Source organism: Rugamonas sp. FW305-51, from assembly GCF_058786935.1.
Genome location: NZ_JBYSZG010000029.1, coordinates 37,106 through 61,130, shown reverse-complemented (window position 1 = coordinate 61,130; position 24,025 = coordinate 37,106). Strand labels below are relative to the sequence as shown.

Here is a 24,025-nt window from a genome sequence, read left to right as displayed (position 1 = left end):
TTCTGAAAAGGGGATTGTAGCGCGATGGCGGCGCGTCAGCGGTAGCGCGCCTCGACCAGGTCGATCTCGCGCACCAGCTTGCGGGTCAGGTCGTCGGGCAGCAGGTCGTGGCGCGCCAGGCGGTAGATGGCGTCGCGCTCGGCCGCCAGCGCGGCCAGGCGCAGGGCCTGCTCGGCCCCGGCCAGTTCGCGCAGCGCCGCGCGGCTGCCGCCGTCGCCCTCGCCATCGCCGTCGGCTTCGTGCAGCCGGTGCCGGTACAGCGCGATCACGCGCGCGGCCGCCTGCGGCCAGGCCTGGGCGTCGGCGCTGCGCGGCATCAGCGCCACCTGGGCCGCCTCGACGGCGACGATGGCGGCCGTGGCCGCGTCGCGCCGGGCCCGGTCCTCGGCCTGCTGGTCGGCCGGTTCGTCCGGGAAGTGCATGCCTTCGAGCAGGCGCGGCAGGCCGATGCTGGCCGCCAGCAGCGAGACCAGGATCACGGCGCTGGCCAGGAACACTGTCAGGTCGCGCGCGGGGAAGGGCGAGCCGTCGGGCAGCACCAGCGGCAGCGTCAGCACGCCGGCCAGGGTAATGGTGCCGCGCACGCCGGCCAGCGAGGTGGCCAGCAGCAGGCGTGGCTGGATCTGGATGCGGGGCTGGCCCCGCATGTGCTGCTTGAAGATGCTCAGCCGCAGCGAGGCCCACACCCAGCCGCAGCGCAGCACCAGCAGGCCGGCGCTGATGGCCAGCGCGTAGCCGGCCAGCCACCACGGGTTGGCGTGGCCGCCCTGGGCGATGGAGGCGCTGGCGCCGCGGAAGATGTCGGGCAGCTGTTCGCCCAGCAGCACGAACATGATGCCGTTCAGCGCGAACTGCACCGTGTCCCACACGGCGGCGCGGTGGATGCGGGTGGCCGCCAGCGCGTGGCCGCTCAGCTCCACATAGCTCATGGTGACGCCGGCCGCCACGGCCGCCAGGATGCCGGACGCGTGCAGGTGCTCGGCCCCCAGGTAGGCGCCGAACGGCAGCAGCAGGTTGACCAGGATGGGCGAGCCGGCCGGCTCGCCGAAGCGGGCCGTGAGCCAGCGCTGGGCGTACGTGACCAGCAGCGTGACCAGCACCCCGGCCGCCAGTCCGCCCAGGGCCAGCCACAAAAAGGTGAGGGCGGCCGTAGCGGGCGAGAAATGGCCGGTCAGCGCGGCTGCCACGGCAAAGCGGAAGCACACCAGGCCGCTGGCGTCGTTGAGCAGCGATTCGCCCTCCAGGATGTGCATCAGGCGCTTGGGGATGGGGGCGCGGGCGGCGATGGCCGACACGGCCACCGGGTCGGTGGGCGAGACGATGGCCGCCAGCGCGAACGCCACCGGCAGCGGCATGGCCGGTATCATCCAGTGGATCAGGAAGCCGGCGCCGACGACGGTGAACACGACCAGCCCCAGCGCCAGTTCCAGTATCGTGCCCTTGTCGCGCAGCAGGCCGTGCTTGGGGATGCGCCAGCCGTCCAGGAACAGCAGCGGCGGCAGGAAGGTGAGGAAGAACAGTTCCGGCTCCAGGTCCACGCCATGACTGGACTTGGCCGCGATCAGCGCGCCCAGCCCGATCTGCACCAGCGGCAGCGGCGCGCGCGGCAGCACCCGCACGATGAAGGCGCTGGCCACCACGGCCAGCAGCATGGCCAGCACCACCTCGATTGCATCCATTCCTGTCCCTTGTCGAATTCGCCCCGCGTTTGCCCCGGGTTTGCCAGCACCTTGCCCGCCGCGGGCGCCTTATTATAGGGGAAGGCGGCAATCATGTTTTTTCGTAAAGTTGGTGTGGGGCACTGGTCAAGCGGAAATCTTTCTGTCATAATTCGGGCTCTCCGCGGGAGTAGCTCAGTTGGTAGAGCGCAACCTTGCCAAGGTTGAGGTCGAGAGTTCGAGACTCTTCTCCCGCTCCAGATTCAAGAAAAAGGAAGCCTGCCGGCTGCCTTTTTTTTCGTCCCTGTTTGTCCTGTGTCAGCCCGATCTGGCATCGGCGTCAATCTTTCTGCAAGCTGCGTGTCGCCGTGGGCGTGAACGTTGTATAACATGCGCCTGACCCAGCTTAAGCTGTCGTAAGAGCATGCTTATTCGCTATACTGGCTGCGCAATGTTACGATTGCATGGGCCGCACTTTACCTATGCGCCGGTGACCGGCTGCGCCAGGATCACACCTATGACCGAACACGGAGACGAGAAATGAAATCAGTTCAACAGGAAGTTGACGAACGCAGTAACCTGACCAACTCCAATAAATTCGAACTGCTGCTGTTTCGCCTCGGTGGCGACGCCAACGGCGAACATTCCGAGCTGTTTGGCATCAACGTATTCAAGATCCGCGAAATCGTCGCCATGCCGGAAGTGACGGCCGTGGCCGGCTCCTCGCAACACATGCTGGGCGTGGTCAACCTGCGCGGCCAGATCATCACCGTGCTGGACCTGCCTTCCATCGTCGGCGTGATTCCCAAGACGGGCCTGAACATCATGCTGGTGACCGAGTTCGCCCGCACCACCCAGGCCTTCGCGGTCGAGTCGGTGGAAGAGATCGTGCGCCTGGACTGGAGCCAGGTGCTGACGGCCGAAGGCACGGCCGGCGGCCGCGTGACCAGCATCGCGCGCGTGGACGGCGACGTGCAGAACACCCGCCTGGCCCAGGTGCTGGACGTGGAGACCATCCTGCGCGAACTGGTGCCGCCCGAAGGCAAGGACGTGGACCCGGAAACCATCGGCCCGCAACTGCTGCTCAAGCCGGGCCAGATCATCCTGGCGGCCGACGACTCGGTGGTGGCGCGCAGCCTGATCGAGAAGGGCCTGACGGCCATGGGCGCGCACTTCATCATGACCAAGACCGGCAAGGAGGCGTGGGACCGGCTGCAGCACATCGCCGAAGGCGCCAAGGCCGAGGGCGTGCCCGTCGAGGCCCGCGTGGGACTGGTGCTGACCGACCTGGAGATGCCGGAAATGGACGGCTTCACCCTGACCCGCCTGATCAAGCAGGATGCCCGCTTCGCCAAGATCCCGGTGGTGATCCACTCCTCGCTGTCGGGCAAGACCAACGAGGACCACGTCAAGGGCGTGGGCGCGGACGCCTACGTGGCCAAGTTCGTGGCCGAGGACCTGGCCGCCACCATCCGCCAGGTGCTGCAGAAGTAAGGCGGCGCGCGCCGTTTGGTTGCGGCGCGGCGCGCCATGTCGAATCGGGTTACTATCTGAGGGTCGTGGCAGTTTGGCTAACATTGTCGGCTGCCCCGGCCCTCAACCCTTTTCGAAAGGATTTATCGTGGCAGCTAAGAAGATACTGTTCCTGACGGGCGATTTCGCGGAAGACTACGAGACCATGGTGCCGTTCCAGGCGCTGCAGATGGTGGGGCATGTGGTGCACGCCGTCTGTCCCGGCAAGCAGCCGGGCGACACCATCAAGACCGCCATCCACGACTTTGAAGGCGACCAGACCTACACGGAAAAGCCTGGCCACCGCTTCACCCTCAACGCCGCCTTCGACGGCGTCGACGTGGCCAATTACGACGGCCTGATGATCGCCGGCGGCCGCGCGCCCGAATACCTGCGCCTGAATGTGCGCGTAATCGAGATCGTGCAGCAGTTCGCGCAGGCGGGCAAGCCGATTGCCGCCGTCTGCCACGGCGCCCAGCTGCTGACGGCGGCCGACGTCGTGCGCGGCAAACGCATCTCGGCCTATCCTGCCTGCGCGCCGGAAGTGCGGCAGGCCGGCGCCGAGTATGCCGACATTCCGATCGACAGCGCGATCACCGACGGCCAGTTCGTCACGGCGCCAGCCTGGCCGGCCCACCCGGCCTGGCTGGGCCAGTTCCTGCAGCGGCTGGGGACGGAAATCAAGCTGTAACCATCGTCATCCTGCCGCCACGCCCAGGTTGCGGGCGTGGAAGCGCAGGTGCTCTTCCATGAAGGTGGCGATGAAGTAGTAGCCGTGGTCGTAGCCCGCGTGGCGCCGCAGTCGCAGCGGCTGCGCGGCGCCGCGGCAGGCCGCTTCGAACTGCTCCGGGTGCAGCTGCTCGGCCAGGAATTTGTCGGCCAGGCCCTGGTCGATCAGTATCCCGGCCGGGAACGGCGTTTCCAGCTGCGCCATCAGGGCGCTGGCGTCGTGCTGGCGCCAGCTCGCCTCGTCCTCCCCCAGGTAAGCGCTGAACGCCTTGCGGCCCCATGGGCACTGCATGGGCGCGGCGATGGGCGCGAAGGCCGACACGGAGCGGAACAGGTCCGGCCGGCGCAGCGCCAGCGTGAGCGCGCCGTGGCCCCCCATCGAATGGCCGAAGATGCCTACCCGCGCCCCATCCACCGGCAGCGCGGCGCACGTCAGCGCGTGCAGTTCCAGCAGGTAGCTGTACATCCGGTAGTGGCCGCGCCACGGCTGCTCGGTCGCGTCCAGGTAGAAGCCGGCGCCCACGCCCAAGTCCCAGCTGTCCGTCTCGCCGGGCACGTTGGCGCCGCGCGGGCTGGTGTCGGGCGCGATCAGCACCAGCCCCAGTTCGGCCGCCACGCGCTGGGCGCCGGCCTTGGTCATGAAAGTCTCCTCGGTGCAGGTCAGGCCGGCCAGGTAGAACAGGGCCGGCAGCCGGGCGCCCGGCGCGTGGGGCGGGATGAAGACGGAAAAGCGCATCGGCAGGCCGGTGGCCTGCGACGCATGGCGGTAAAAACGCTGGCTGCCGCCGAAGCAGGCATGTTCGCTGATCAGTTCTGGCATCTGCAGTCCTTATGTTCTGTACCGCACGGTGCGCGCGGTCCGGTATGGGCAGAATTGTACTAGGACCTCAGCCACAAGGAAGTGCATGCCGAATCTCGATGTCGTATTGATGGAACTGGGCTGGCCGCTCGCCATCGCGCTGGCCTGGCTGGCGGGCGAATGCGCCTACCGCTGGAGCGGCGCGCCCCGCATCAGCGTGTATGGCATCGTTGGCTTCGGCCTGGCCCAGTTGTGGCCGGGCGCGTTGGCCAGCGGCGGCTCCAGCACCGTGTCCCTGCTGGCCAACCTGGGCTTCGGCCTGATCCTGTTCGAGTTCGGCTACCGCATCAACCTGCACTGGCTGCGTATCAATCCCTGGATCGCCGTCAGCGGGCTGGCCGAATCGGCCGCCACCTTCGGCGCCGTGTACGCCATCTCGCAGCTGACGGGCATGCCGGCCCTGACCTCGCTGCTGCTGGCCTCGCTGGCCATGTCCACCTCGCCGGCCGGCGTGCTGCGGGTGGTCAACGAGCAGAACAGTTCGGGCCAGGTGACGGAACGCGTGCTGCACCTGGTGGCCATCAACTGCGTGCTGGCCGTGTTCGTGTTCAAGGTGATCGTGGGGGTATGGGTATTCCAGACTTCCGGCAACCTGTCGCAGGCCATCTCGCACAGCCTGATCGAGCTGCTGGCCTCGGCCGCGCTGGGCGCGCTGTTCGGCTTCGGCGCCCCGGCCCTGCTGCGCCGCCTCGGCACGCTGTCGCAGGACGGCACCGTGGGTTTCGCGCTGGGCGTGGTGCTGCTGGTGGCGCTGACCCACGCGGCCAGCCTGTCGCCGGTGCTGGCGGCGCTGTCGTTCGGCCTGGTGGCGCGCCACCGGCGCGTGGCCTTCGCCCGCACCGAGCGCAATTTCGGCAGCATCGGCGAGCTGCTGTCGGTGCTGTTGTTCGTGTTCGCCGTCACCACGCTCACCTGGGAGCGGGTGGTGGAGGGCGCCGCGCTGGGCGCGGTGCTGGTGCTGGCGCGCTTTGTCGTGAAGACGGCGGCCGTGGCCCTGTTCTCGCACGCGGGCGGCACCTCCTGGCGCAAGGGCATGCTGACGGGGATCGCGCTGTCGCCCATGTCCGTGTTCGTCACCCTGCTGCTGGAGCAGACCCGCAACATGGGCGTGGTGCTGGTGGACGAACTGGCGGCGCTGGCCGCCATGATCCTGCTGCTCGAAGTGCTCGGCCCCATCCTCACCCAGTGCGCGCTGGTGTGGGCCAATGAAACCCAACGACCGGAGGCCTGACATGGCATTGGAACCGTTCAAGAACTCCGTGCCCCTGACCATGGGCGTGGAACTGGAGCTGCAGCTGGTCAGCCTGTCCGATTTCGACCTGACGGCGTCGAGCCCGGACTTGCTGCACCTGCTGGCACGCAAACCTTTTCCCGGCAACGTGACGCCGGAAATCACGGAGAGCATGATCGAGATTAACTCGGACGTGCACACCAACCACACGGAACTGCTGGCGCAGCTCGGGCAGGTGCGCGACACGCTGGTGCAGGCCGGCGAAATGCTCAACATCGGCATCTGCGGCGGCGGCACCCACCCGTTCCAGAAGTGGTCGGAACGGCGCATCTTCGCCAAGCCCCGCTTCCAGCAGGTGTCGGCCCTGTACGGCTACCTGGCCAAGCAGTTCACCATCTTCGGCCAGCACGTGCACATCGGCTGCGCCTCGGGCGACGACGCGCTGTACCTGCTGCATGCGCTGGGCCGCTACGTGCCGCACTTCATCGCGCTGTCGGCCTCGTCACCGTTCGTGCAGGGCTACGACACGCTGTTCAATTCGGCCCGGCTCAATTCCGTATTCGCCTTCCCCATGAGCGGGCGGGCGCCGTTCATGCTGCGCTGGAGCCAGTTCGCCGACGATTACTTCGCCAAGATGGAACACACGGGCGTGATCAAGAGCATGAAGGACTTCTACTGGGACATCCGGCCCAAGCCCGAATACGGCACCATCGAGCTGCGCGTGTGCGACACGCCGCTGACGGTGGAGCGGGCCGCCGCGCTGGCCGGCTACCTGCAGGCGCTGTGCCGCCACCTGCTCGAACACCGGCGCGAGCTGCCGTGCGAGGACGACTACCTGGTCTACAACTACAACCGCTTCCAGGCTTGCCGCTTCGGGCTGGACGGCACCATGGTCCATCCGCGCAATTACGACAGCCTGCCGCTGCGCGAGGACATCCTGGCCACGCTGGAGGCGATGGCGCCGCACGCGGCGGCGCTCGGCGGCAGCGCCGCGCTGGCCCACCTGGCGCTGGTCGCGCGCGAGGGCAGCGATGCCCATTACCTGCGTAACGAGCATCTGGCGCGCGGCAGCGCCGAAGGCATGGTGGAGGCGGCCATCGCCCGCTTCCGGGGCGACGCGGGCTGAGACGGGACAGCCGTGCAGCTCACCGGCCTGCGCCGACGGCACCCATGTCGCGCCGGAGGGATCGCCTCGTTCAGAACCGCGTTTCGCGCGCCACCCGCAGGAAGTTGTCGAGGATGGGCGTGCAGTCGAGCAGCTCGACTCCGCCCGCGCGGTGGAATTCGGGATGCCACTGCAGGCCCATCACGAACGGCGCCTTGCGGTAGCGGATCGCCTCCACCATCCGGTCCGGCATGGACAGCGCTTCGATGGCCATGTCGCGCCCCAGCGTCTTGACGGCCTGGTGGTGGATGGAGTTGACCATGCCCTCCGCCTGGCCCGGGAACAGCCGGGCCAGCGACGAGCCGCGGGGGAAGGCGACGGCGTGGCGGTGACGGTCGTAGTCCTCGTGCACGTGGGGCAGGGCTTCCGGCACGTCGGAGGCGATGTCCTGGTACAGCGTGCCGCCAAAGGCCACGTTGATCAGCTGGCAGCCGCGGCACACGCCCAGCACCGGCTTGCCCGCCTCGACGAATTCATGCAGCAGCTCCAGCTCGTACATGTCGCGCGCGCGGTCGCCGCTCCATTCGGGCCGGGTCGGCGCTTCCGAATAGCTTTGCGGCGAAACGTCGGCGCCGCCCTGCAGCACCAGCCCGTCCAGGTGGCGGGCGTAGTCGCGCAGGCGGATATTGCTGGGGTGGAGCAGGCCGTCCGTGTTGACAGTGGGGATCATGAACACCAGCACGTCGCGCGACATCACCCATTGCGCGATCGACTCTTCCAGGTATTGCAGCTTCTTGCTGCGCAGGCCGCGCGCCCCCGGTTCCGGGTGGAAGATGCGGGCCGAAATCCCGATGTGCAGCGGACGTTGGATGATGTGGCGCGTGACGGCGGCGGCGATGCGCTGGTAGCGGGCCCGCAGCACCCGGCCCCACAGGCTGAATACGGTGTCGCCAGGGTCGAGATAGCGCGGCATGGCTTCCTCCGCGTCCTCCTTGCGGCGGCGCGGCGGTTCCGTCTTGTCTTCACCTTGGTCCATGCCCGGGCCCATGCTGGCAAAAAGGTCAGTGTGCCATAGCGGCGGGCGGGGCGGCGCGCGCTACGGCCGGCGCCAGCCGGGCCGCCGGTGTCGTGCCTAACGGGCGAAATACAGGGCGTGCAGCTGGTCCAGGTCCACCTCGCGGGCCGGCCGGGACAGGGCCACTTTCCCGCCCTGCATCAGGTACACATGGTCGGCCACGGCCACGGCCCGCTCCGTGTTCTGCTCGACCAGGATGATGGTGCGGCCGGCCGCCTTGAGCCGGGCCAGGATCTCGAACAGTTCGTTGACCACCAGCGGCGCCAGCCCCAGCGACGGTTCGTCGACGATCAGCAGGCGCGGTTCGGACATCAGGCCGCGCGCCAGGGCCAGCATCTGCGCCTCGCCGCCCGACAGCGCGCCGGCCGCCTGCGCGCGCCGCTCGCGCAGGCGCGGGAACATGGCGTAGGCCTGTTCGAGCCGCGCCTTCACGTGCGGCCGGTGGACCGGCAGGAACGCGCCCATGACCAGGTTTTCCTCCACGCTCATGTCGCGAAACACCATGCGGCCCTCGGGCACCATGGCCACGCCCAGTTCGGCCATGCGCCAGGCGGGCGTGCCGGCCAGCGGACGGCCGTCCAGCGCCACCTGGCCCGCGCCCAGCGGCAGCAAGCCCATGACGGCGCGCAGCAGCGTGGTCTTGCCGGCGCCGTTGGGGCCGATGATGGCCGTCAGCTGGCCGGCGGCGGCCGTCAGCGACACGTCCCACAGCACGTTGATGGCGCCGTAGCCGGCCCGCACTTCCTTCAGTTCAAGCATGGGATGCTCCGGCCGACGTTCCTGTATAGCTGCGCATCACGGCCGGGTCGCGGAACACGGCGTCCGGCGTGCCGTCCGCGATCAGGCGGCCAAAATCGAGCACGGCCACCCGCTGGCACAGGGTGCTGATGGTGTCGATGTCGTGCTCGATGATGACGATGGCCACCCCGAAGCGCGCATGCAGCTCGCGCAGCATGCCCATGAAGCGGCGCTTGCCCGCCGTCTCCAGCCCGGCCAGCACTTCGTCGAGCAGCAGCAGTTGCGGATCGGTGGCCAGGGCCTTGGCCACTTCCAGCGCCTTCAGTTCCGTCAGCGCCAGGCCGGTGGCGGCGTCGCTGCCGGCCTTGGCGGCCAGGCCGGTGAAGTCGAGGATCTCGGCTATGCGCCGCGGATCCACGCGGCCGGTGCCGAAGCGCTGCGCGACCAGCAGGTTCTCGCGCACCGTCAGTTCGTGCATCGGTTGCGGGATCTGGAAGGTGCGGCCTATGCCCAGGCGCGCGCGGCGGAACAGGGGCGTGCGCAGGATGTCCTGGCCGTTGAAACGGATCGCGCCGCCGGCCGGGCGTACCAGCCCGGATATGGCGTTGAACAGCGTGGTCTTGCCGGCGCCGTTGGGGCCGACCAGTCCCAGCACCTCGTGGCTGTCCACCCGCAGCGAGATGCCGTCCACGGCCGTCAAGCCGCCGAAGCGCACGCTCACCTGGTCCAGTTCAAGCATGGCTTTCTCCCTTGCGCCGCCGCAGCAGCGGCAGCAGGCCGGACGGGCTGGCGACGATCATGGCCACCAGCAGCGCGCCCAGCACCAGCTGGTGCCCGGTCGGCATCAGGGCCTTGAACAGCAGCTGGTCGAGCAGGTACACCACCAGCGCGCCGACCACCGGCCCGGCGATGGTGCGATAGCCGCCGAAGATGGCGGCCACGATGGGCACCGTGATCCACACGCTGTTGAAGGCGTAGTCCGGCTCCAGGAAATTGATGTAGTGGGCATTGAAGGCGCCCGCCACGCCGGCCATGAAGGCCGACACCAGCAGCATGGCGCCCTTGAGCAGCGTGCTGTTGACGCCCACCACCCGGGTGGCGTCCTCGCTGTCGTGCATGGCGCGCAGGGCCAGGCCGTAATGGCTGGCGCGGATGCGGTGGTAGATCCAGGCGAACAGCAGCACGATGGTGAGCATGAGCAGGTAGGCGCCCGTCTTGCTGCCGGCCTCCAGGCCGAACACGGACGGCAGCACGGGAATGTTGGCGATGCCGGCCGCGCCTCCCGTCAGGCCGTGCCATTCGGTGGCCACGATGCGCAGGATGTGGGCGCAGGCCAGGATCGCCAGCGCAAAATAGGGCCCGCGCAGGCGCAGCACGGGCAGCATGACGACGGCGGCCAGCACGGCGCCGGCGCCGCCCAGCGCCATGCCCAGCGGCACGGGCAATCCCGCCCTGGCCGTCAGCAGGGCCGAGACGTAGGCGCCCACGCCGAAGAAGGCGCTGTGGCCGAAGCTGACCATGCCGCCCAGGTTGCCCAGCAAGGCCCACGACAGGGCCACGCAGGCGATCACCAGCGCCGCCACCACCAGGCTCATGACGTAGTGGTTGGCGCCCAGCAGCAGCGGCACCAGCAGGTAGGCCGCCGCCAGCGCGGCCGCCAGGGCCGGCACGCGCCGGACATCGGGGCGGGCCGTCATCCGCGCCTCCGGGCAGTGCCCAGCAGGCCGTTGGGCAGCACGAACAGCACCAGCAGGAACAGCGCCATGCCGGCCAGTTCCTGCAGCGCGGAGCTGGCCAGCGTGACGGTCAGCGCTTCGCAAACGCCGAGCAGCAGGGCGCCCAGCAGCACGCCGGGTATGGAGCCGACGCCGGCCAGCACGGTGATGACGAAAGCCTTGATGGTGAGGGCGCCGCCGTAGGCAGGCTGGATCACGCCGTAGCTGTACAGGGCCACGCCGGCAAAGGCGGCCAGCGCGCCGGAGACGAGGAAGGACAGCAGTTCCGTGCGCCCCGGGCGGATGCCCATCAGCGCGGCCGCGTCGCGGTTGCTGGCCACGGCGCGCAGCGCGCGGCCATGCCAGCTGCGCGCCAGCCACCACCACAGGGCCGCCAGCAGCACCACGGCCAGCACCGCGAACAGCAGTTCGCTGCGCATGCTGTAGAACGGGCCGATGACCATGGCGTCCTGCAGCCAGCTGGAACTGGTGGAGCGCACGTCGGCCTTCCACACCAGTAGCATCAGGTTGGTGAGCATGACGCCGATGCCGAAGGTGAGTATCAGCGAGTTGATTTCGCGGTCGCGGCGGATGCGGCTGACGATGCCGTACACGCCGGCCGAGGCCAGGCTGGTGACCACCAGCGCGGCCGGGATGGCGGCCACGGGGCCCAGCCCGAAGCCCGACTCCAGCGTATAGGCCACATAGGCCGCCAGCAGCACCAGCTCGCCGTGCGCCAGGTTGATCACCTTCATGGTGCCGAACACGAGCGCCAGGCCGAGCGCGATCAGGGCGTACGAGCAGCCTTGCAGCAGGCCCGAATACAGGGCCTGGAGCAGCAGTTCTGTCATGCCGCTGTTACCACGGCAGGCCGGGATAGACCGGCTTGCCGGTGGCCTGCTCCTTCGGCCACACGATGACGATTTTCTTGTCCTGGTGCTGGCCCATGCGGTGCACGAAGTTGGGGTTGTCGCCGTTGGCGCCGAACTGCACGCGGCCGATCAGCGTGTCGCGGTCGGTCTTGCGCAGTTCCTCGGCGATGCCGCCTTTCTTTACCGTGCCCTTGTCGGCGGCGCGGGCGATGGCTTCGAACAGCAGCATCGATTGCACATAGCCGAACTGGCCCAGGTAGTCCGGTTCCTTCTTGTACAACTGGCGGTAGCCGTCGGCGAAGGCCTTGCCGTCGGCCGTCTCGAAGGTGGCGGGGAAGGGCAGCAGCGCCGTGCCGTACACGTTTGGCATCAGATCCGGGAATTCGGCCGCCATCTTGGGCGTGGCCAGCGACCACACGCCCACCATGGCCTTGACGCCGGGCTTGAGCACGCGCGCCGCGCGCAGGATGCCCACGTAGTCGTTCTCGTAGCCGACCATCAGGATCACGTCCGACTTGTCCTGCAGCTTGATCTTGTTGACGATGGGCTTGAAGTCGGTGATGGCCGGATCGAACGAATGGCCGTTGACCTTGACGCCGCGCGCACCCAGCGCCTTGGTGACGGAGGCGGCCAGGTCGGAGGTCGCTTCCTTGGTCGAGTAGATGATGGAAACGGATTTGGCGCCCACGTCCGACAGCAGGCCCAGTACGGCCTTCTCGTAGCCGGCCGTGTTATTGATGCGGAAAAAATTCTTGCGCCCGCTGTTGACCAGGCTGTCGTCCACGCCGCCGGAAGTCATGTAGACCAGATTGAGCTTGTTGGCCGCGTCCGAGGCGGGCGAGATGTTGTTCGAACCGTAGCCGCCCGTGATGGCCACCACGCCCTGGCTGGCCAGCTTTTCCACCGCCGCTATCGCCTTGGCCGGGGCCGACTCGTCGTCCACCGTGGTCAGCTTGATCTTGTGCTTGCCGTTGGTCTTGTTGAACACTTCGGCCGCCACCGCCACCCCTTCTTGCATGCCGTTGCCTACCCGGGCCAGGCTGCCCGTCAGCGGCAGTTCCACGCCGACCAGGAATTCCTCGGCCCGGGCCGTGCCGGAGGCGCAGGCCGCCGCTGCCAGTGCCGCCAGCGCGGCGCGCTTGAATGTCGTTTGCATGTAGTCAGTTCCCCTCTTGGTTGTTATCGTTGGCCGCTGCCCGTTGTGCCATCTGGCGCAGCTGGTTTTTCAGGATCTTGCCGCTGGCCGCCGCCGGCAGCGCCGCCATGGCGATGATCTCGGCCGGGCGCTTGTAGGGCGCCAGCGCGGCGGCCAGGTGGCGGTGCAGTTCGTCCAGCGTGACATGGTAGCGCGGGTCCAGTTCGACATAGGCTACCACTTCCTCGTTGCCGTCGGCCGCGTTGCGCCCGACCACGGCCGATTGCGTCACGCCCGGGTGGGCGTTAAGCACCGTCTCCACTTCCAGCGGATAGACGTTGAAGCCGGAGCGGATGATCAGTTCCTTGGTGCGGCCGGCGATGAACAGGGCGCCGTCGTCCTCGATGCGGGCGATGTCGCCCGTATTGAGCCAGCCGCCGGGGCGCATGGCGGCCGCGCTCAGGGCCGGCTCGCGGTAGTAGCCCAGCATGACGTTGGGACCGCGCACCCACAGCTCGCCCGGCGTGCCGGGCGCCACTTCCGCGCCGTCCAGGTCTACGACGCGCGCCTGCACGCCGGGGATCACCATGCCGACCGAGGTATCGGCGCGCGGCCGGTCCAGGCGGGTCTGGCTGATGGTGGGGGCCGATTCCGTCAGGCCGTAGCCGTTGTGCAGGGGCAGGCCGAACAGCTGCTCCACGTCCGCCTTCAGGCTGGGCGTGAGCGGCGAGCCGCCCGCGTAGATGAAGCGCAACTGGGTAACCAGGCGCTGGCCGGGCGTGGCCAGCGTTTCCAGCAGGCGCGCATACATGCCGGGCACGCCCTGCAAAATGGTGAGGCGGTCGCGCTCGAGCGCCTGCAGCAGCAGGGCCGGCTGGAAGCGCGGACACAGGTACAGGCAGGCGCCCGCGTACAGGGTGCCCAGCATCACCGAGGCCAGGCCGTACACGTGCGATACGGGCAGCACGCCCCAGGCCCGGTCGCTGGGCTGCAGCCCGCGCAGCCGGCTGGAGACGGCGGCGATGAACAGCAGGCTGCGGTGGCTCAGCATCACGCCCTTGGGCTGGCCCGTGGTGCCCGTGGTGTAGAGCAGGGCGGCCGTCTGCCGGGCGCCGTCGGCGGCCACCGGCTCCGGCACGCACGCCGGATTGAGCTCGCCTGTCATCCACTGGCCGAACGGCGTGTCGGCCGGGCGGGCGCCGTGGCGCTGGCCGTGGGCCGCCGCTTCCGGTGAACAGGAGGATGTGTAGAACACGCGGCGCGCGCCGCTATGGTCGCGGATCTGGTCCACTTCGCGCGCCGACAGGCGGCCGTTCACGTGCACCACCCAGGCATCGACGGCGGCGCAGGCGAAGGTCAGCACCACCTGGGCCACGCAGTTTTCCGCCACCACCATCACGCGGTCGCCGCCGCGTACTTTTAGTTGGCGCAGCAGGGCGGCCGTGTCGTCCACGGCCTGCGCCAGTTCGCCGTAGGTCCAGTGACGCTGGCCGTCGTGCAGGGCGTGGTCGTGCGGGGCGCGGGCCGCGCCGCGGCGCACGATGTCGGACAGGCGCGCGGGCAGGCCGGCCAGCAGGGAGGCGGTGTCGAAATCAGCCATGTGCGGCCTTGATCATGTTGCGGGCGATGACCAGCTGCTGCACCTGAGAGGTGCCTTCGAAGATGCGGAACAGGCGCACGTCGCGGTAGAAGCGTTCGGCCGCGTAGTCGGCCATGTAGCCGGCGCCGCCCAGGATCTGCACCGCGCGGTCGGCCACCCGGCCGCACATTTCGGAGGCGAACAGCTTGCAACAGGCGGCCTCGGTGCCGATGCCGGCGCCGTCGTCGCGGCGGCGGGCCGCGTCCAGCACCATGCTGCGGGCGGCGTAGATTTCCGTCTTGCTGTCGGCCAGCATGGCCTGCACCAGCTGGAATTCGGCGATCGGCTGGCCGAACTGGCGCCGCTCCATGGCGTAGCGCAGGGCGTCGTCCAGCATGCGTTCGGCCGCGCCCACGCAGACGGCGGCGATGTGCAGCCGGCCCTTGTCGAGCACCTTCATGGCCGTCTTGAAGCCGGTGCCTTCGCGCCCGATCAGGTTGGCGGCCGGCACCCGGCAGTTCTCGAAGATGACGTCGCAGGTGTGGGCGCCGCGCTGGCCCATCTTCCTGTCGATGGGGCCGAGCGTGATGCCGGGCGTGCCCCGTTCGACGATGAAGGCCGACACGCCGGCCGCGCCGGGCGTGGCCGCGTCGGTACGGGCCATGACCGTGTACAGGCCCGCTTCCGGGGCGTTGGTGATGTAGCGCTTGGTGCCGTTGATCAGGTAGTGATCGCCGTCGCGCACGGCGCTGGTGCGCAGCGCGGCGGCGTCGGAACCGGCTTCGGGCTCCGTCAGGGCGAATGAGCCTATCAGCTCGCCGCTGGCCAGGCGCGGCAGGTAGCGCTGTTTCTGTTCCTCGCTGCCGTCGAGCACGATGCCCTGGGCGCCGATGCCGTTGTTGGTGCCGACCAGCGAGCGGAAGGCGGGCGAGGCGTGGGCCAGTTCGAACGCCACCAGCACTTCCTCTTCCATGGTGAGGGCCAGGCCGCCGTACTGCTCGGGCAGGGACAGGCCGAACAGGCCCAGTTCGCGCATCTGCGCCACGACGGCGGGTGGGATCTGGTCGGTATCGGCCACTTCCTGCTCATGCGGCAGCAGCACTTCGCGCACGAAGCGGCGCACACTGTCGAGCAGCAGCTGTAGCGTTTCCTGGTCCCGTATCATGGGCATCCTTTCGCTGGCGGGCTGGCGTGGCCCGCGGTTGGGTTCCGGGTCCGGATACTGGCGCCCGGTTGCGTGGCCCGCTTGCGTCGCCGGGGCGATCGCACCAGGTGCGGGCGCCGGGCGCGTGCTGGCCCTGGTCGTGGAGAAGGTGGGAGTGCCCGGCCGGTGGGGCGGGCGGATGCCGCGCCGGGCCTGGGAACGGCGCTGCGCCACGCCAGTGTCCGGCGCAGTGTGCCCCTGCGGGGGCGCCGCTGTCAATGATTTTTCTGAAAGGTTGCCGCGCGCGGGCGACGTTTTTTGGCCCGCTATTGGGCCGCGGTTGGCCCGCAATTGGCCCGCAGTTGGGTCGCCTCAGGCCCGGATCAGGCCTTGATGTCGATGAGCGAGCCCAGCGTCTGGTCGGTGGTCTTGATGACCTTGGCCGACAGGTCGAACTGGGCCTTGTAGACCAGCGAGTCCGTCAATTCCTTGCCCAGGTCGGTACCGCTGGGGCCTTGCAGGGCGCCGGAAGTGGCGGCCGGCGTGGCTGCGGCCTGGGCCCGCGCCTGTTGCGACAAGGTCACACCGCTGCCGGCCGGGCTGGCTTCCTGGAACTGCACCTGCTGCGGCTTGAAGCCCTGGGTGCTGGCGTTGGCGACGTTGTGCGCCGTGGAATCCAGGGCGCGCTGGCTGGCGTTCAGACCGGACAGGCCGGCGCTGAGGGCGGCTATACTCATGATATTTCCCTTCGGCAAGAAACCATAGTGTACACCGCAAATTATCCGTGCGTGCACATTCTGATGAAAATTTGAGCAAATCGATGTGGCGGAAGGGGGCGACAACGGTCGCGCGGGCAGCCGGCTGTTGAGTACGGCATTCCCCATTCGGCGCTAGAATAGGCCGTCACCGAAGCCAGCGAGTGCTCCCCATGTGCGGACGATTCGATCAGAACGATATAGCGCGGCGCTACGTGGCCGCCTTCGGCTGGGCCGATGCGGCCTACCGTGGCCAGGCCGAGCCCACCCACAACGCCACGCCTGGCACGGCGCGGCTGATCCTGCACCGGCATGGCGGCCAGCCGGTGGCCGAGGATGTGTACTGGGGGTATCGCCCATCCTGGGCCGTGGGCAAGCTGCCAGTTGCCTATCAGGCCAGGCTGGAAAAAATCCACGGCAATTACTGGCGCCGGCTGCTGCAGTCGGGGCGGGCCGTGGTGCCGGCCCATGGCTGGTATGAATGGACGGGCGAAAAGGGCAAGCGCCAGGCCTGGCATATCCACCGACGGGACCACGCCCCCCTGTTCATGCTGGCGCTGGCCAGTTTTGCGCCGCCCGGCGCGCACCCGGCGGAAGCGGGCTTCGTGCTGCTGACCACCGATTCCCGGGGCGGCATGGTGGACGTGCACGACCGCAGCCCGCTGGTGCTGGAAGCGGCCGACGCGGCCACCTGGCTGGATCCGGACCTGTCGCCGGAACAGGCCGCCGAGTTGGCCCGCGCCCTGGCGCTGGGGCCGGAGCGGTTCGACTGGCACCAGGCCACGCTGGTGCCGGCACGGCCGGCCGCCAAACCGGTGGAATCCCAGGCGGAAGCGGCGCCGCAGCTGTCGCTGCCCCTGTGACGGGCCAGCGGACGGCCCTGTGCCGGACCGTCCCGGCAGCCGCATTTGCGCCAATTACGCCAATTGCGCCATTTAACATCGTCCACTCTGCATGGCGTGGCAAATGCTTGCCGGTACGAATCATTGTCCACCGGCACAGCTCGGCAGGAGGCGGCCATGGCGAAGGCCCGCACGTTTGATACAGATCATGCCTTGAAGGTGCTGCTAACGTAGCCTTGTCTCTCGCGCTCCAACCGCGAAGTGCTACCCGGTTCGACTGCCGGCCACCCCGGCGAACGGGGAATGCCGCTAACTCATCCACCCACCATCCAGACCATTCGAGGCATCCATGTATCCATTTCAGCAAACCGTAACGCCCGCCGCCAAGACCCACCTGGAGGCGCAATTGTCGTACTTTAACGATATGTCCAAATCCCTGTTCCGCACGATGCAGCAGTACAGCGACCTGAACCTGCAACTGGCGCAGACCATGCTCGAGGAAAGCGCCATGACCGGCCAGCAGATGCTGACGGCCTGCCGTCCGACCGAGCTGCTGGCGGCCGCCGCCGCCCACGCCCAGCCGGCGGCGGAAAAGCTGCGCGCCTACCAGCAGCATGTGTCGCGCATCGCGGCCGACACCCACGTGGACCTGGCCAAGGTGGCCGAGGAGCACGTGGCCGAAACGAGCCGCACGGCCAAGGCCCTGGCCGACGAGGTGGCCCGCGTGGCCAGCGAAGAGACGGAAAAGACCATGCGCAACCAGCAGGACGCCATGCGCAAGTTCACCGATCCGTTCGAGCGGCTGGCCGACAGCGGCATGCGGCAGGCCGCGCGCGGTAACGAAATGCGCGGCTCGTCGACCCTGCAGAGCACCCATGGCGACGGCATGGAAGGGCGCGAAACCCAGTCCAGCATGCAGGGCGGCAGTCCGGCGGGGGCGGGCATGCAGCAGGGCGCCACGTCCAGCGCTGGCGGCAAGCAGGGTGCGCGCAAGGAGACCTGACCACGGCCCGGTGCCGTTACGGCGTTTCGCGCAGCCAGTTCATGATGTGACCGGCCACGACCTCCGGCTGTTCCCGCTGGGGGAAGTGGCCCGCGCCGGGCAGCACCAGGCGTGTGTAAGGACCGGAAAACAGGTGTTCCTTGTGGGCCGACGTGGCCACGCCGTTGGCGCCATCCTGCTCGCCATGCAGCAGCAGGGTCGGCACGCCGATCACGCTGTTTTGCCGCAGGGCCGCTTCCTGCTGTGCGTAGTAGGGATCGCCGGCCACGAAGCCCCAGCGGTGACGATAGGAATGCAGGGTGACGGCGGGCCAGTCGGGATTGTCGAACGAGTGGGCCGTGCTGCGGAACTCTGCCTGGGTAAATTGCCAGTCAGGCGCCCATGTCTGCCACAGCAGGCAGGCCAGTTCGCGCCGTTCCTTGCGCACGGCGTCGGCGCCGCGTTCCGTCGCCATGTACCAGTGATACCAGTAGTTGCGGGCTTGTTCCAGGCTCAGCGCCTGGGTCGCATCGTTGGTGCCCCAGCCGACGGACAGGGCGATGCAGCGCCGCACGCGCTGCGGCGCCAGCAGGGCCGCGTTGTAGGCGGCACGGGCGCCCCAGTCATGACCGATGACGGTGAATGACGGCAGGCGCAGGGCGTCGGCCAGGTCCAGCAAGTCCTGCGCCAGCGCGCTCAGCTGGCCGCTGCGGGGCGTGTGGGGATCGAGGAAGCGGGTTTCGCCGGCGCCGCGCAAGAACGGCACGATGACGCGGTAGCCTACGCTGGCCAGCGTGGGGACCAGCTGGTCCCAGGTGTGGATGTCGTCGGGCCAGCCGTGCAGCAGGACCAGGGGCTCGCCGTCCGGCACGCCGTGTTCGCGGTAGCCGATGCGCAGTCGTTCCGTGTTGATGTATTCCATAGCGTTCTCCGCCTGAGGGCTGGTCCGGCCTGACCGCGGCCGCTGGAAACCGATGACTTCCACATCATACCGATAGTCCGGCCTGCTTCATAGCAGGCGGGTGACGGCACCGGGCGCGGACAGCTTGCGACTGGCGCACCTTGGCGCCAAATTCTGCTAACCTTGCATCTGTTTCCTGTCAATTTACAAGGCACTGGCCATGACCGCCGACTCCAGCTCATCGTTACACATCGTTTGTCCGCACTGCGACGCCGTCAACCGGGTCCCGGCGGCCCGCTTGGGGCAGGAGCCCGTGTGCGGCAAGTGCCAGAAGGTTCTGTTCACGGGCCAGCCGCTGGAGCTGTCGGCGGCCCGCTTCTTGAAACATATCGAACGCAGCGATATTCCCGTCCTGGTCGACTTCTGGGCGCCTTGGTGCGGTCCGTGCCGGACCATGGCGCCGTTCTATGCGCAGGCCGCGCAGCGGCTGGAACCGGCGTTCCGCGTCGTCAAGCTCAACACGGAAGAGGCGCAGGAACTGGCTGCCCGCCATGCCATCCGCAGCATCCCCACGCTGGCGCTGTTCCGCAACGGGCGGGAAGTGGCGCGCCAGCCGGGCGCCATGGACGCCGCCAATATCGTGGCCTGGGCCAACCAGCATCTGCGCGGCTAGGACAGCGGACTGCATTTTGCCGCCCCCGGGCAGCGTCGACGGGGCAGTTCAGGTGGTATGACCGGACTCGCGCTCCAGCCACGCGCGCACGCCGGCCAGGCTGCGGAAGTCCGCCACGGAACGGCAGGCGATATGCGGATGGCGTGCCTGCAACATGCGCGACAGCGCCGACCCCGGCCCCAGTTCCAGCGCCAGCGTGATGCCCGCTTCGGCGCAGGCATCCATGCAGCTTTGCCAGTGTATGGTCTCGGCCAACTGGCGCGACAGCTGTTCCACCGCCGGCGCTTTGCCGCGGACGGCCACCGCATCCACGCCGGCCAGCACGGGCGCCTGCATGGGCGCGAACGGCGTGGCATGCAGGGCGGCCGCGAACGGCGCCACGGCCGGCGCCATGTAGGGCGTGTGCGAGGCCACCTGCACGGGCAGGCGCGTGCAGCGTGCCCCGGCTGCGGCCAGCGTCTGCTCCAGCGATACAAGCGCGGCGGCCGGGCCGCCGGCGATGCAGCTGTCTTCCCCTGTTTCGATGCCGATGTAGTATTGCCGGTCCGCGACCAGCGCGCCGATGCGCGCCAGCGGCAGGCCGGCGATGGCCAGCAGCGCCTGGCCCGGATGGGTGTCGAGGCAGGCGTCCATCAGGCGGGCGCGCGTGACGGCCAGCGCAATGGCGTCGTCCGGCGTCAGCGCGCCGGCCACGCCGTAGGCACTCAGTTCACCGATGCTGTAACCGGCTACCAGGGCGGGCGCTGGTGCGAACGGCCGCACGGCTTCCCAAATGGCCAGGGCAGCGGCCACGATCAGGGGTTGGGCATTGCGGTTGCCGTAGATGTCGCCCGTCAGCGGCGGCAGTTCCAGCCGGTCCAGCAGGGCGGCCGCCCGCGCGTCGCTGCGCGCCAGCTCGAACATGGCGGTGTGCTGGCTGCCCTGGCCGGGGCACAGCAACAGCAGGCGGCATCTCATCGCGCGTCCCGGCAGGCGATGGCATGGACCAGGCAGGTCGCCGCCAGCAGGTCGGCCGCGCCGCCCGGCGACAGGCGCTGCGCCTTGAAGCGGCGATGGTGCTGTTCCGCCTCCAGGCGCCAGCCGGGGTTGGCCGTGCCGCCCAGCGCCAGGAAGCGTTGCGCGGCGGCGCGTACCGTCTGCGCGCCTTGCGGCCCGGCGCGGTGATAGATGTTGGTGTCGCTGACGTGGGCCATCAGCGCGTACAGGGCATCCACGCGGGCGCGGTGCATGCCCCCGCCGCGCGCCAGCGTGGCCTGCAGCGCCGGCAATCCGACTTCGAACACGGACGGCAGTCCCAGCGCGCCTTCCTCGCGGGCGCCGGCGGCTGCATGCTGGATCGCCACGCGCAGCCCGTTGCTCAGGCCCGGCGCGGCGTCGTGCATGCCAGGCGATGCGGCGTCCGCCAGCGCGTTGCCCGGACCTTGCAACGGTGGGTTGGCGTGCGCAGCCAGTTCGTCGCGCCAGCGATGCAGCAGCGTGGCCCGCAGCGACTGCGGCGATACCGGCGTGCGCCCGGCATGCGCGCGTCCGGCAGCGGCGCACAACAGGCCCAGGCTGAAGATGGCGCCGCGGTGCGTGTTGATCCCGCGCGTCGCCGCCAGCATGGCCGTTTCCGCCGCGATGCCAAGCTGCTTGAGGCGCGCAAACGGCGCATCGTCCATGCCGGCCAGGCAGATGCGCTTGAAATAGTGCCGCAGCGAGAACAGGCTGCGCATGAATGTCTCGGCATCCATGTCGTCATGGCTGCCGCTGTCGACCAGCGATACGAGACCGGGCTTGGGATACAGGCACAGCTCCGCGTGCAGGCTGCGCACGGCCAGGCAGGCAATGTCGTGCGCGTGCCATCGTTGCGCGTCGGCGCGATCGGTGCAATCGGCAGGACTGGGCGACTGGAACGCGGCCGCCATCGTATTGGGCATGCGCAAGCGGATGGTCTGGGCGGAGAACTTCATGGCTGCTCCAGCGTTGCCAGCAGTGTTTGCGGGTCGGCCAGGTGGACGGCGTGCGCCTCCTTGACCAGTACCCGGCTCTGGCTCAGTTTCGCTTGCAGCCACTCCTTCCATGACACGGCCTGCCCGGACGGGAAGATCAATTCGCCGTCCAGCGGCAGGCGGGTGGCGTACTGCGACAGCAGCGCCAGCGCGGCGTGCAGCTGCCGGCCGGTGGCTGGATAGGCCAGCAGGTCGATATCGGAGCGCGCGGTGACATAGGGCAGGCCGGTCAGTGTCTGCATGGCCAGCGAACCGTACACGCGCAGCGGCAGGCTGCCGGCGTCGCGCGCCAGTCCGGCCAACAGGTCGGACCATGGCGATGGGAATGGCGCCGCAAGCGGCAGCGGCGCAGTGTGGCGCGCCACGCCGCTACGGTTGATCCGCAGCGCGATGCGCACCTTGTTGCCGCCATCGGCGTCAGGCGGCAAGGGCAGGCCGAGGCATGCTTCCTCCGCGCCGGCATCGCCGTCGCGGCGGCGCGCCACCAGCGGCCAATCCTCGTGCTGCCAGCGCGCGAGCGCGTCCGCGTGGGCGGGCGGGGCGCTTGCTCGCTCGCGCGCGCTGCGCCAGCCGTCCGCGTTCAGCCAGACCAGCTCATGCCGCCCGAACATGGCCATCCCCCATCACGGCGGCGGCGACCGGCTGCGCCAGCTGGCGGCCGCCGCGCGCCAGGCCCAGCGCGCTGCGCCGGTCGGCCGGATCGGCTTCGGCCAGGGCCGTGGCCAGCGCGGCGGCCAGGTCGCCATGCCAGATACCTTCCAGGCCGCCCATGCGCAGATAGTTTTCCGGTCCCGGCGCGAATACGGGGTTGCTGCGCGCCAGCTCCGTCAGCACGGCTTCCGGCACCTTGGTGATGCGGGCCATGGCTGGCAGGCCCATGACGCGGATGGTGGCGTCGGGCAGGGCGTAGCAGGCATCGGCCATCAGGCCGCTGGTGAGGAAGCCGCCGGACAGCGCCTGGTCGTACACCAGCGCGACGATGCGATGGCCGCGCCGGCGCGCCAGCTCCACGCACTTGCCCAGGTGGGCCATGTAGCTGTTGATGCCCAACATTTCGTCGCGGTGGCGCAGGCGCTGGCCCTGGGTGTCGACCAGCAGCAGGATGGGGCGGCCCGGCGCGTCGCGTACCGTGCGCAGCACGGCCCGGGCTTGCGCCAGTGCGATCTCCACGCCGATGGGCGCGTGACCCGTGGTGCCGATCACGGCCACCGTTTGATCCTCCACCTGCGCGGTGCCGCTCAGGAAGTGGTCCTGTTCCGTGATGGCGTGCCCTTGCGGGAACAAGGCTGCTGCCAATGCTGTCCATTCCATTATTTCGCTCCCAGGCGATGCGCCGCGGCGGCGTCGATGAAGGCCCGTGCTTCGAGCATGGGGATCTGTTGCGGGTCGGGTATGCCCAGCGCGCGCCAGATATCTTCCGGATCGCGCAGCGCGCCAAAGCGTTCGATGCGTTGCGCCAGCAGCAGCTGCTCCTGTTCCAGCGCTTCGAGCGTCAGTTCCACCGGCGCGCCGGCGCAGGCGGCGATGGCCTCCTGCGCCGCCTGGCGGAAGGCGGCCATCTCGTCGGCCACCAGCATCTGGCAGTCGCCAAGCAGGTAGCGGTGCTTGCCGCCCGTGGTGCGCCACACCAGTGCGCGGTCGCGCGCGTCGAATTCCTCCACGCCGTTGGCCGTTTCGATCACTTCCGGACCCGACATGGCCAGCCGCGCCTCCTCCGACATCACCACCACGTTGGCGCAGCGCGCCACGATGCCCATGCCGCCAAAGGCGCCGTTGGAGCCGCCCACCAGCACTACCACCGGCACGCCGGCGGCGCGCGTGTCGAGCAGGGCCCGCATCACCTCCGATACGGCGATCAGGCCGGCGTTCGCTTCATGCAGGCGCACGCCGCCCGATTCGAGCAGCAGCACGACGGCCGCCGCCCGCTCGCGGGCGGCGCGCCGCAGCAGGCCGACCAGCTTGGCGCCATGCACTTCGCCCACGGCGCCGCCCATGAAACCGCCTTCCTGCGCGGCCGTGTAGACGGGCATGCCGTTCAGTTTCGCGCGGCCCACGGCCACGCCGTCGTCGAATGCGACGGGCGCGTTGAGCTGCGCCAGGTGGGGGCTGACGACGCGCTGCACGGGCGCGACGAATTCCTCGAAGCTGCCTGCGTCGAACAGGTCGCGCAGGCGTTCGCGCGCCGTCGCTTCCAGATAGCTGCTCATGGCGCCTCCAGCATCGATTGCACGGCCTGGTCCATGCGCAGGCTGACCACGGCCGGCGTGGCGCCCATGTCGTTGATGGAGATGCGCACATCGGCCAGGCGCCAGCGTTGCTGGAAGTCGCGCATCACCGCTTCCCAGATCGGGCCGAAGCCCACGGCCGCCGTCTTGATTTCGATGGTGCAGGCGCCTTGCAGCGGCGCCGCCTCGATCAGCACTTCCAGGTTGCCCGAGCCGACCACGCCTGCCAGCTGCGGCGGCAAGGTCAGGCGCCGCTCGCCTTGTTCGAACCGATAGTTGAGGGTTTCCATAATCTTCCTTGTTT

Annotated in this window: 25 protein-coding genes and 1 tRNA gene; 8 read left to right on the top strand and 18 right to left on the bottom strand. The window is 69.0% G+C overall.

What is annotated here, in order from left to right; genetic code table 11:
- Nucleotides 1-35: 35 nt before the first annotated feature.
- Nucleotides 36-1,679, bottom strand: a complete 1,644-nt coding sequence (locus AC3WOS_RS19100) for a Na+/H+ antiporter (RefSeq protein ID WP_492717605.1) — start codon at nt 1,677-1,679, stop codon at nt 36-38.
- A 163-nt stretch (nt 1,680-1,842) separates the two neighbouring features.
- Between AC3WOS_RS19100 and AC3WOS_RS19095 the strand changes: the two genes are divergently transcribed.
- The 3 genes from AC3WOS_RS19095 to AC3WOS_RS19085 all read left to right on the top strand — a co-directional run bounded on the left by AC3WOS_RS19095 (nt 1,843) and on the right by AC3WOS_RS19085 (nt 3,861).
- Nucleotides 1,843-1,918 (top strand) — tRNA-Gly (locus AC3WOS_RS19095).
- A gap of 280 nt (nt 1,919-2,198) precedes the next feature.
- Nucleotides 2,199-3,152: a chemotaxis protein gene (locus AC3WOS_RS19090; protein WP_492717604.1), complete on the top strand. Its 954-nt coding sequence runs from the start codon at nt 2,199-2,201 to the stop codon at nt 3,150-3,152.
- A gap of 127 nt (nt 3,153-3,279) precedes the next feature.
- Entirely contained in the window at nt 3,280-3,861 is a 582-nt protein-coding gene (locus AC3WOS_RS19085; protein WP_492717603.1) for a DJ-1/PfpI family protein, read from the top strand.
- 6 nt (nt 3,862-3,867) lie between these two features.
- Here the strand turns inward: AC3WOS_RS19085 and fghA are convergent, their stop codons facing one another.
- A complete protein-coding gene (gene fghA / locus AC3WOS_RS19080) occupies nt 3,868-4,719 on the bottom strand; it encodes an S-formylglutathione hydrolase (RefSeq protein WP_492717602.1) in 852 nt (283 codons plus the stop codon).
- An 85-nt stretch (nt 4,720-4,804) separates the two neighbouring features.
- Between fghA and AC3WOS_RS19075 the strand changes: the two genes are divergently transcribed.
- Both AC3WOS_RS19075 and AC3WOS_RS19070 read left to right on the top strand, forming a co-directional pair.
- Nucleotides 4,805-5,989, top strand: a complete 1,185-nt coding sequence (locus AC3WOS_RS19075) for a cation:proton antiporter (RefSeq protein ID WP_492717601.1) — start codon at nt 4,805-4,807, stop codon at nt 5,987-5,989.
- A gap of 1 nt (nt 5,990) precedes the next feature.
- The gene (locus AC3WOS_RS19070) at nt 5,991-7,115 is read left to right on the top strand and encodes a YbdK family carboxylate-amine ligase (RefSeq protein ID WP_492717600.1); all 1,125 of its coding nucleotides are present in this window, start codon (nt 5,991-5,993) and stop codon (nt 7,113-7,115) included.
- A 70-nt stretch (nt 7,116-7,185) separates the two neighbouring features.
- On the opposite strand, the gene AC3WOS_RS19065 is transcribed toward AC3WOS_RS19070, so the two are convergent.
- The 9 genes from AC3WOS_RS19065 to AC3WOS_RS19025 form a co-directional block, all read right to left on the bottom strand.
- Nucleotides 7,186-8,130, bottom strand: coding sequence for a gamma-glutamyl-gamma-aminobutyrate hydrolase family protein (locus AC3WOS_RS19065; RefSeq protein ID WP_492717599.1), 945 nt, complete (start codon nt 8,128-8,130; stop codon nt 7,186-7,188).
- 96 nt (nt 8,131-8,226) lie between these two features.
- Nucleotides 8,227-8,928 (bottom strand): ABC transporter ATP-binding protein, encoded by a 702-nt coding sequence (locus AC3WOS_RS19060; protein ID WP_492717598.1) that lies wholly within the window; start codon nt 8,926-8,928, stop codon nt 8,227-8,229.
- Entirely contained in the window at nt 8,921-9,646 is a 726-nt protein-coding gene (locus tag AC3WOS_RS19055; RefSeq protein WP_492717597.1) for an ABC transporter ATP-binding protein, read from the bottom strand. Before AC3WOS_RS19055 ends, AC3WOS_RS19060 begins: the two co-directional genes overlap by 8 nt.
- Nucleotides 9,639-10,604, bottom strand: a complete 966-nt coding sequence (locus AC3WOS_RS19050; RefSeq protein WP_492717596.1) for a branched-chain amino acid ABC transporter permease — start codon at nt 10,602-10,604, stop codon at nt 9,639-9,641. Before AC3WOS_RS19050 ends, AC3WOS_RS19055 begins: the two co-directional genes overlap by 8 nt.
- Nucleotides 10,601-11,473: a branched-chain amino acid ABC transporter permease gene (locus AC3WOS_RS19045; protein WP_492717595.1), complete on the bottom strand. Its 873-nt coding sequence runs from the start codon at nt 11,471-11,473 to the stop codon at nt 10,601-10,603. The genes AC3WOS_RS19050 and AC3WOS_RS19045 overlap by 4 nt, the downstream gene beginning before the upstream one ends.
- 7 nt (nt 11,474-11,480) lie before the next feature.
- Nucleotides 11,481-12,650, bottom strand: coding sequence for an ABC transporter substrate-binding protein (locus AC3WOS_RS19040; RefSeq protein WP_492717594.1), 1,170 nt, complete (start codon nt 12,648-12,650; stop codon nt 11,481-11,483).
- Nucleotides 12,651-12,654: 4 nt separating this feature from the next.
- Entirely contained in the window at nt 12,655-14,229 is a 1,575-nt protein-coding gene (locus AC3WOS_RS19035) for a class I adenylate-forming enzyme family protein (RefSeq protein ID WP_492717593.1), read from the bottom strand.
- Nucleotides 14,222-15,373 carry an acyl-CoA dehydrogenase family protein gene (locus tag AC3WOS_RS19030; RefSeq protein ID WP_492717592.1) on the bottom strand — a complete coding sequence of 384 codons (1,152 nt, stop codon included), beginning with the start codon at nt 15,371-15,373 and terminating at the stop codon, nt 14,222-14,224. The genes AC3WOS_RS19035 and AC3WOS_RS19030 overlap by 8 nt, the downstream gene beginning before the upstream one ends.
- A gap of 362 nt (nt 15,374-15,735) precedes the next feature.
- Nucleotides 15,736-16,089: a flagellar basal body protein gene (locus AC3WOS_RS19025; RefSeq protein ID WP_492717591.1), complete on the bottom strand. Its 354-nt coding sequence runs from the start codon at nt 16,087-16,089 to the stop codon at nt 15,736-15,738.
- A 191-nt stretch (nt 16,090-16,280) separates the two neighbouring features.
- Between AC3WOS_RS19025 and AC3WOS_RS19020 the strand changes: the two genes are divergently transcribed.
- Together AC3WOS_RS19020 and phaP are read left to right on the top strand one after the other, a co-directional pair.
- Complete coding sequence (locus AC3WOS_RS19020; protein ID WP_492717590.1) at nt 16,281-16,970, top strand: SOS response-associated peptidase; 690 nt, start codon at nt 16,281-16,283, stop codon at nt 16,968-16,970.
- A 328-nt stretch (nt 16,971-17,298) separates the two neighbouring features.
- Nucleotides 17,299-17,952, top strand: coding sequence for a TIGR01841 family phasin (gene phaP, locus AC3WOS_RS19015; protein ID WP_492717589.1), 654 nt, complete (start codon nt 17,299-17,301; stop codon nt 17,950-17,952).
- A 16-nt stretch (nt 17,953-17,968) separates the two neighbouring features.
- Here the strand turns inward: phaP and AC3WOS_RS19010 are convergent, their stop codons facing one another.
- Entirely contained in the window at nt 17,969-18,853 is an 885-nt protein-coding gene (locus tag AC3WOS_RS19010) for an alpha/beta fold hydrolase (protein ID WP_492717588.1), read from the bottom strand.
- 199 nt (nt 18,854-19,052) lie between these two features.
- Here AC3WOS_RS19010 and trxC point away from each other — a divergent pair, with 199 nt between their 5' ends.
- A complete protein-coding gene (trxC, locus tag AC3WOS_RS19005) occupies nt 19,053-19,505 on the top strand; it encodes a thioredoxin TrxC (RefSeq protein ID WP_492717587.1) in 453 nt (150 codons plus the stop codon).
- A gap of 48 nt (nt 19,506-19,553) precedes the next feature.
- Here trxC and AC3WOS_RS19000 read toward each other — a convergent pair whose 3' ends face one another.
- Genes AC3WOS_RS19000 through mdcC form a run of 6 tightly spaced genes read right to left on the bottom strand, consistent with a single transcriptional unit; the run spans nt 19,554 to nt 24,011 of the window.
- On the bottom strand, nt 19,554-20,462 hold the full coding sequence (locus tag AC3WOS_RS19000; RefSeq protein WP_492717586.1) for an ACP S-malonyltransferase: 909 nt from the start codon (nt 20,460-20,462) through the stop codon (nt 19,554-19,556).
- Nucleotides 20,459-21,457: a triphosphoribosyl-dephospho-CoA synthase MdcB gene (gene mdcB, locus AC3WOS_RS18995; RefSeq protein ID WP_492717585.1), complete on the bottom strand. Its 999-nt coding sequence runs from the start codon at nt 21,455-21,457 to the stop codon at nt 20,459-20,461. Before mdcB ends, AC3WOS_RS19000 begins: the two co-directional genes overlap by 4 nt.
- Nucleotides 21,454-22,107 (bottom strand): malonate decarboxylase holo-[acyl-carrier-protein] synthase, encoded by a 654-nt coding sequence (gene mdcG, locus AC3WOS_RS18990; protein ID WP_492717584.1) that lies wholly within the window; start codon nt 22,105-22,107, stop codon nt 21,454-21,456. The genes mdcB and mdcG overlap by 4 nt, the downstream gene beginning before the upstream one ends.
- Complete coding sequence (mdcE, locus tag AC3WOS_RS18985) at nt 22,091-22,807, bottom strand: biotin-independent malonate decarboxylase subunit gamma (protein WP_492717583.1); 717 nt, start codon at nt 22,805-22,807, stop codon at nt 22,091-22,093. The genes mdcG and mdcE overlap by 17 nt, the downstream gene beginning before the upstream one ends.
- Entirely contained in the window at nt 22,807-23,703 is an 897-nt protein-coding gene (locus AC3WOS_RS18980) for a biotin-independent malonate decarboxylase subunit beta (RefSeq protein ID WP_492717582.1), read from the bottom strand. The genes mdcE and AC3WOS_RS18980 overlap by 1 nt, the downstream gene beginning before the upstream one ends.
- Nucleotides 23,700-24,011, bottom strand: a complete 312-nt coding sequence (gene mdcC, locus AC3WOS_RS18975) for a malonate decarboxylase acyl carrier protein (RefSeq protein ID WP_492717581.1) — start codon at nt 24,009-24,011, stop codon at nt 23,700-23,702. The genes AC3WOS_RS18980 and mdcC overlap by 4 nt, the downstream gene beginning before the upstream one ends.
- Nucleotides 24,012-24,025: the final 14 nt, after the last annotated feature.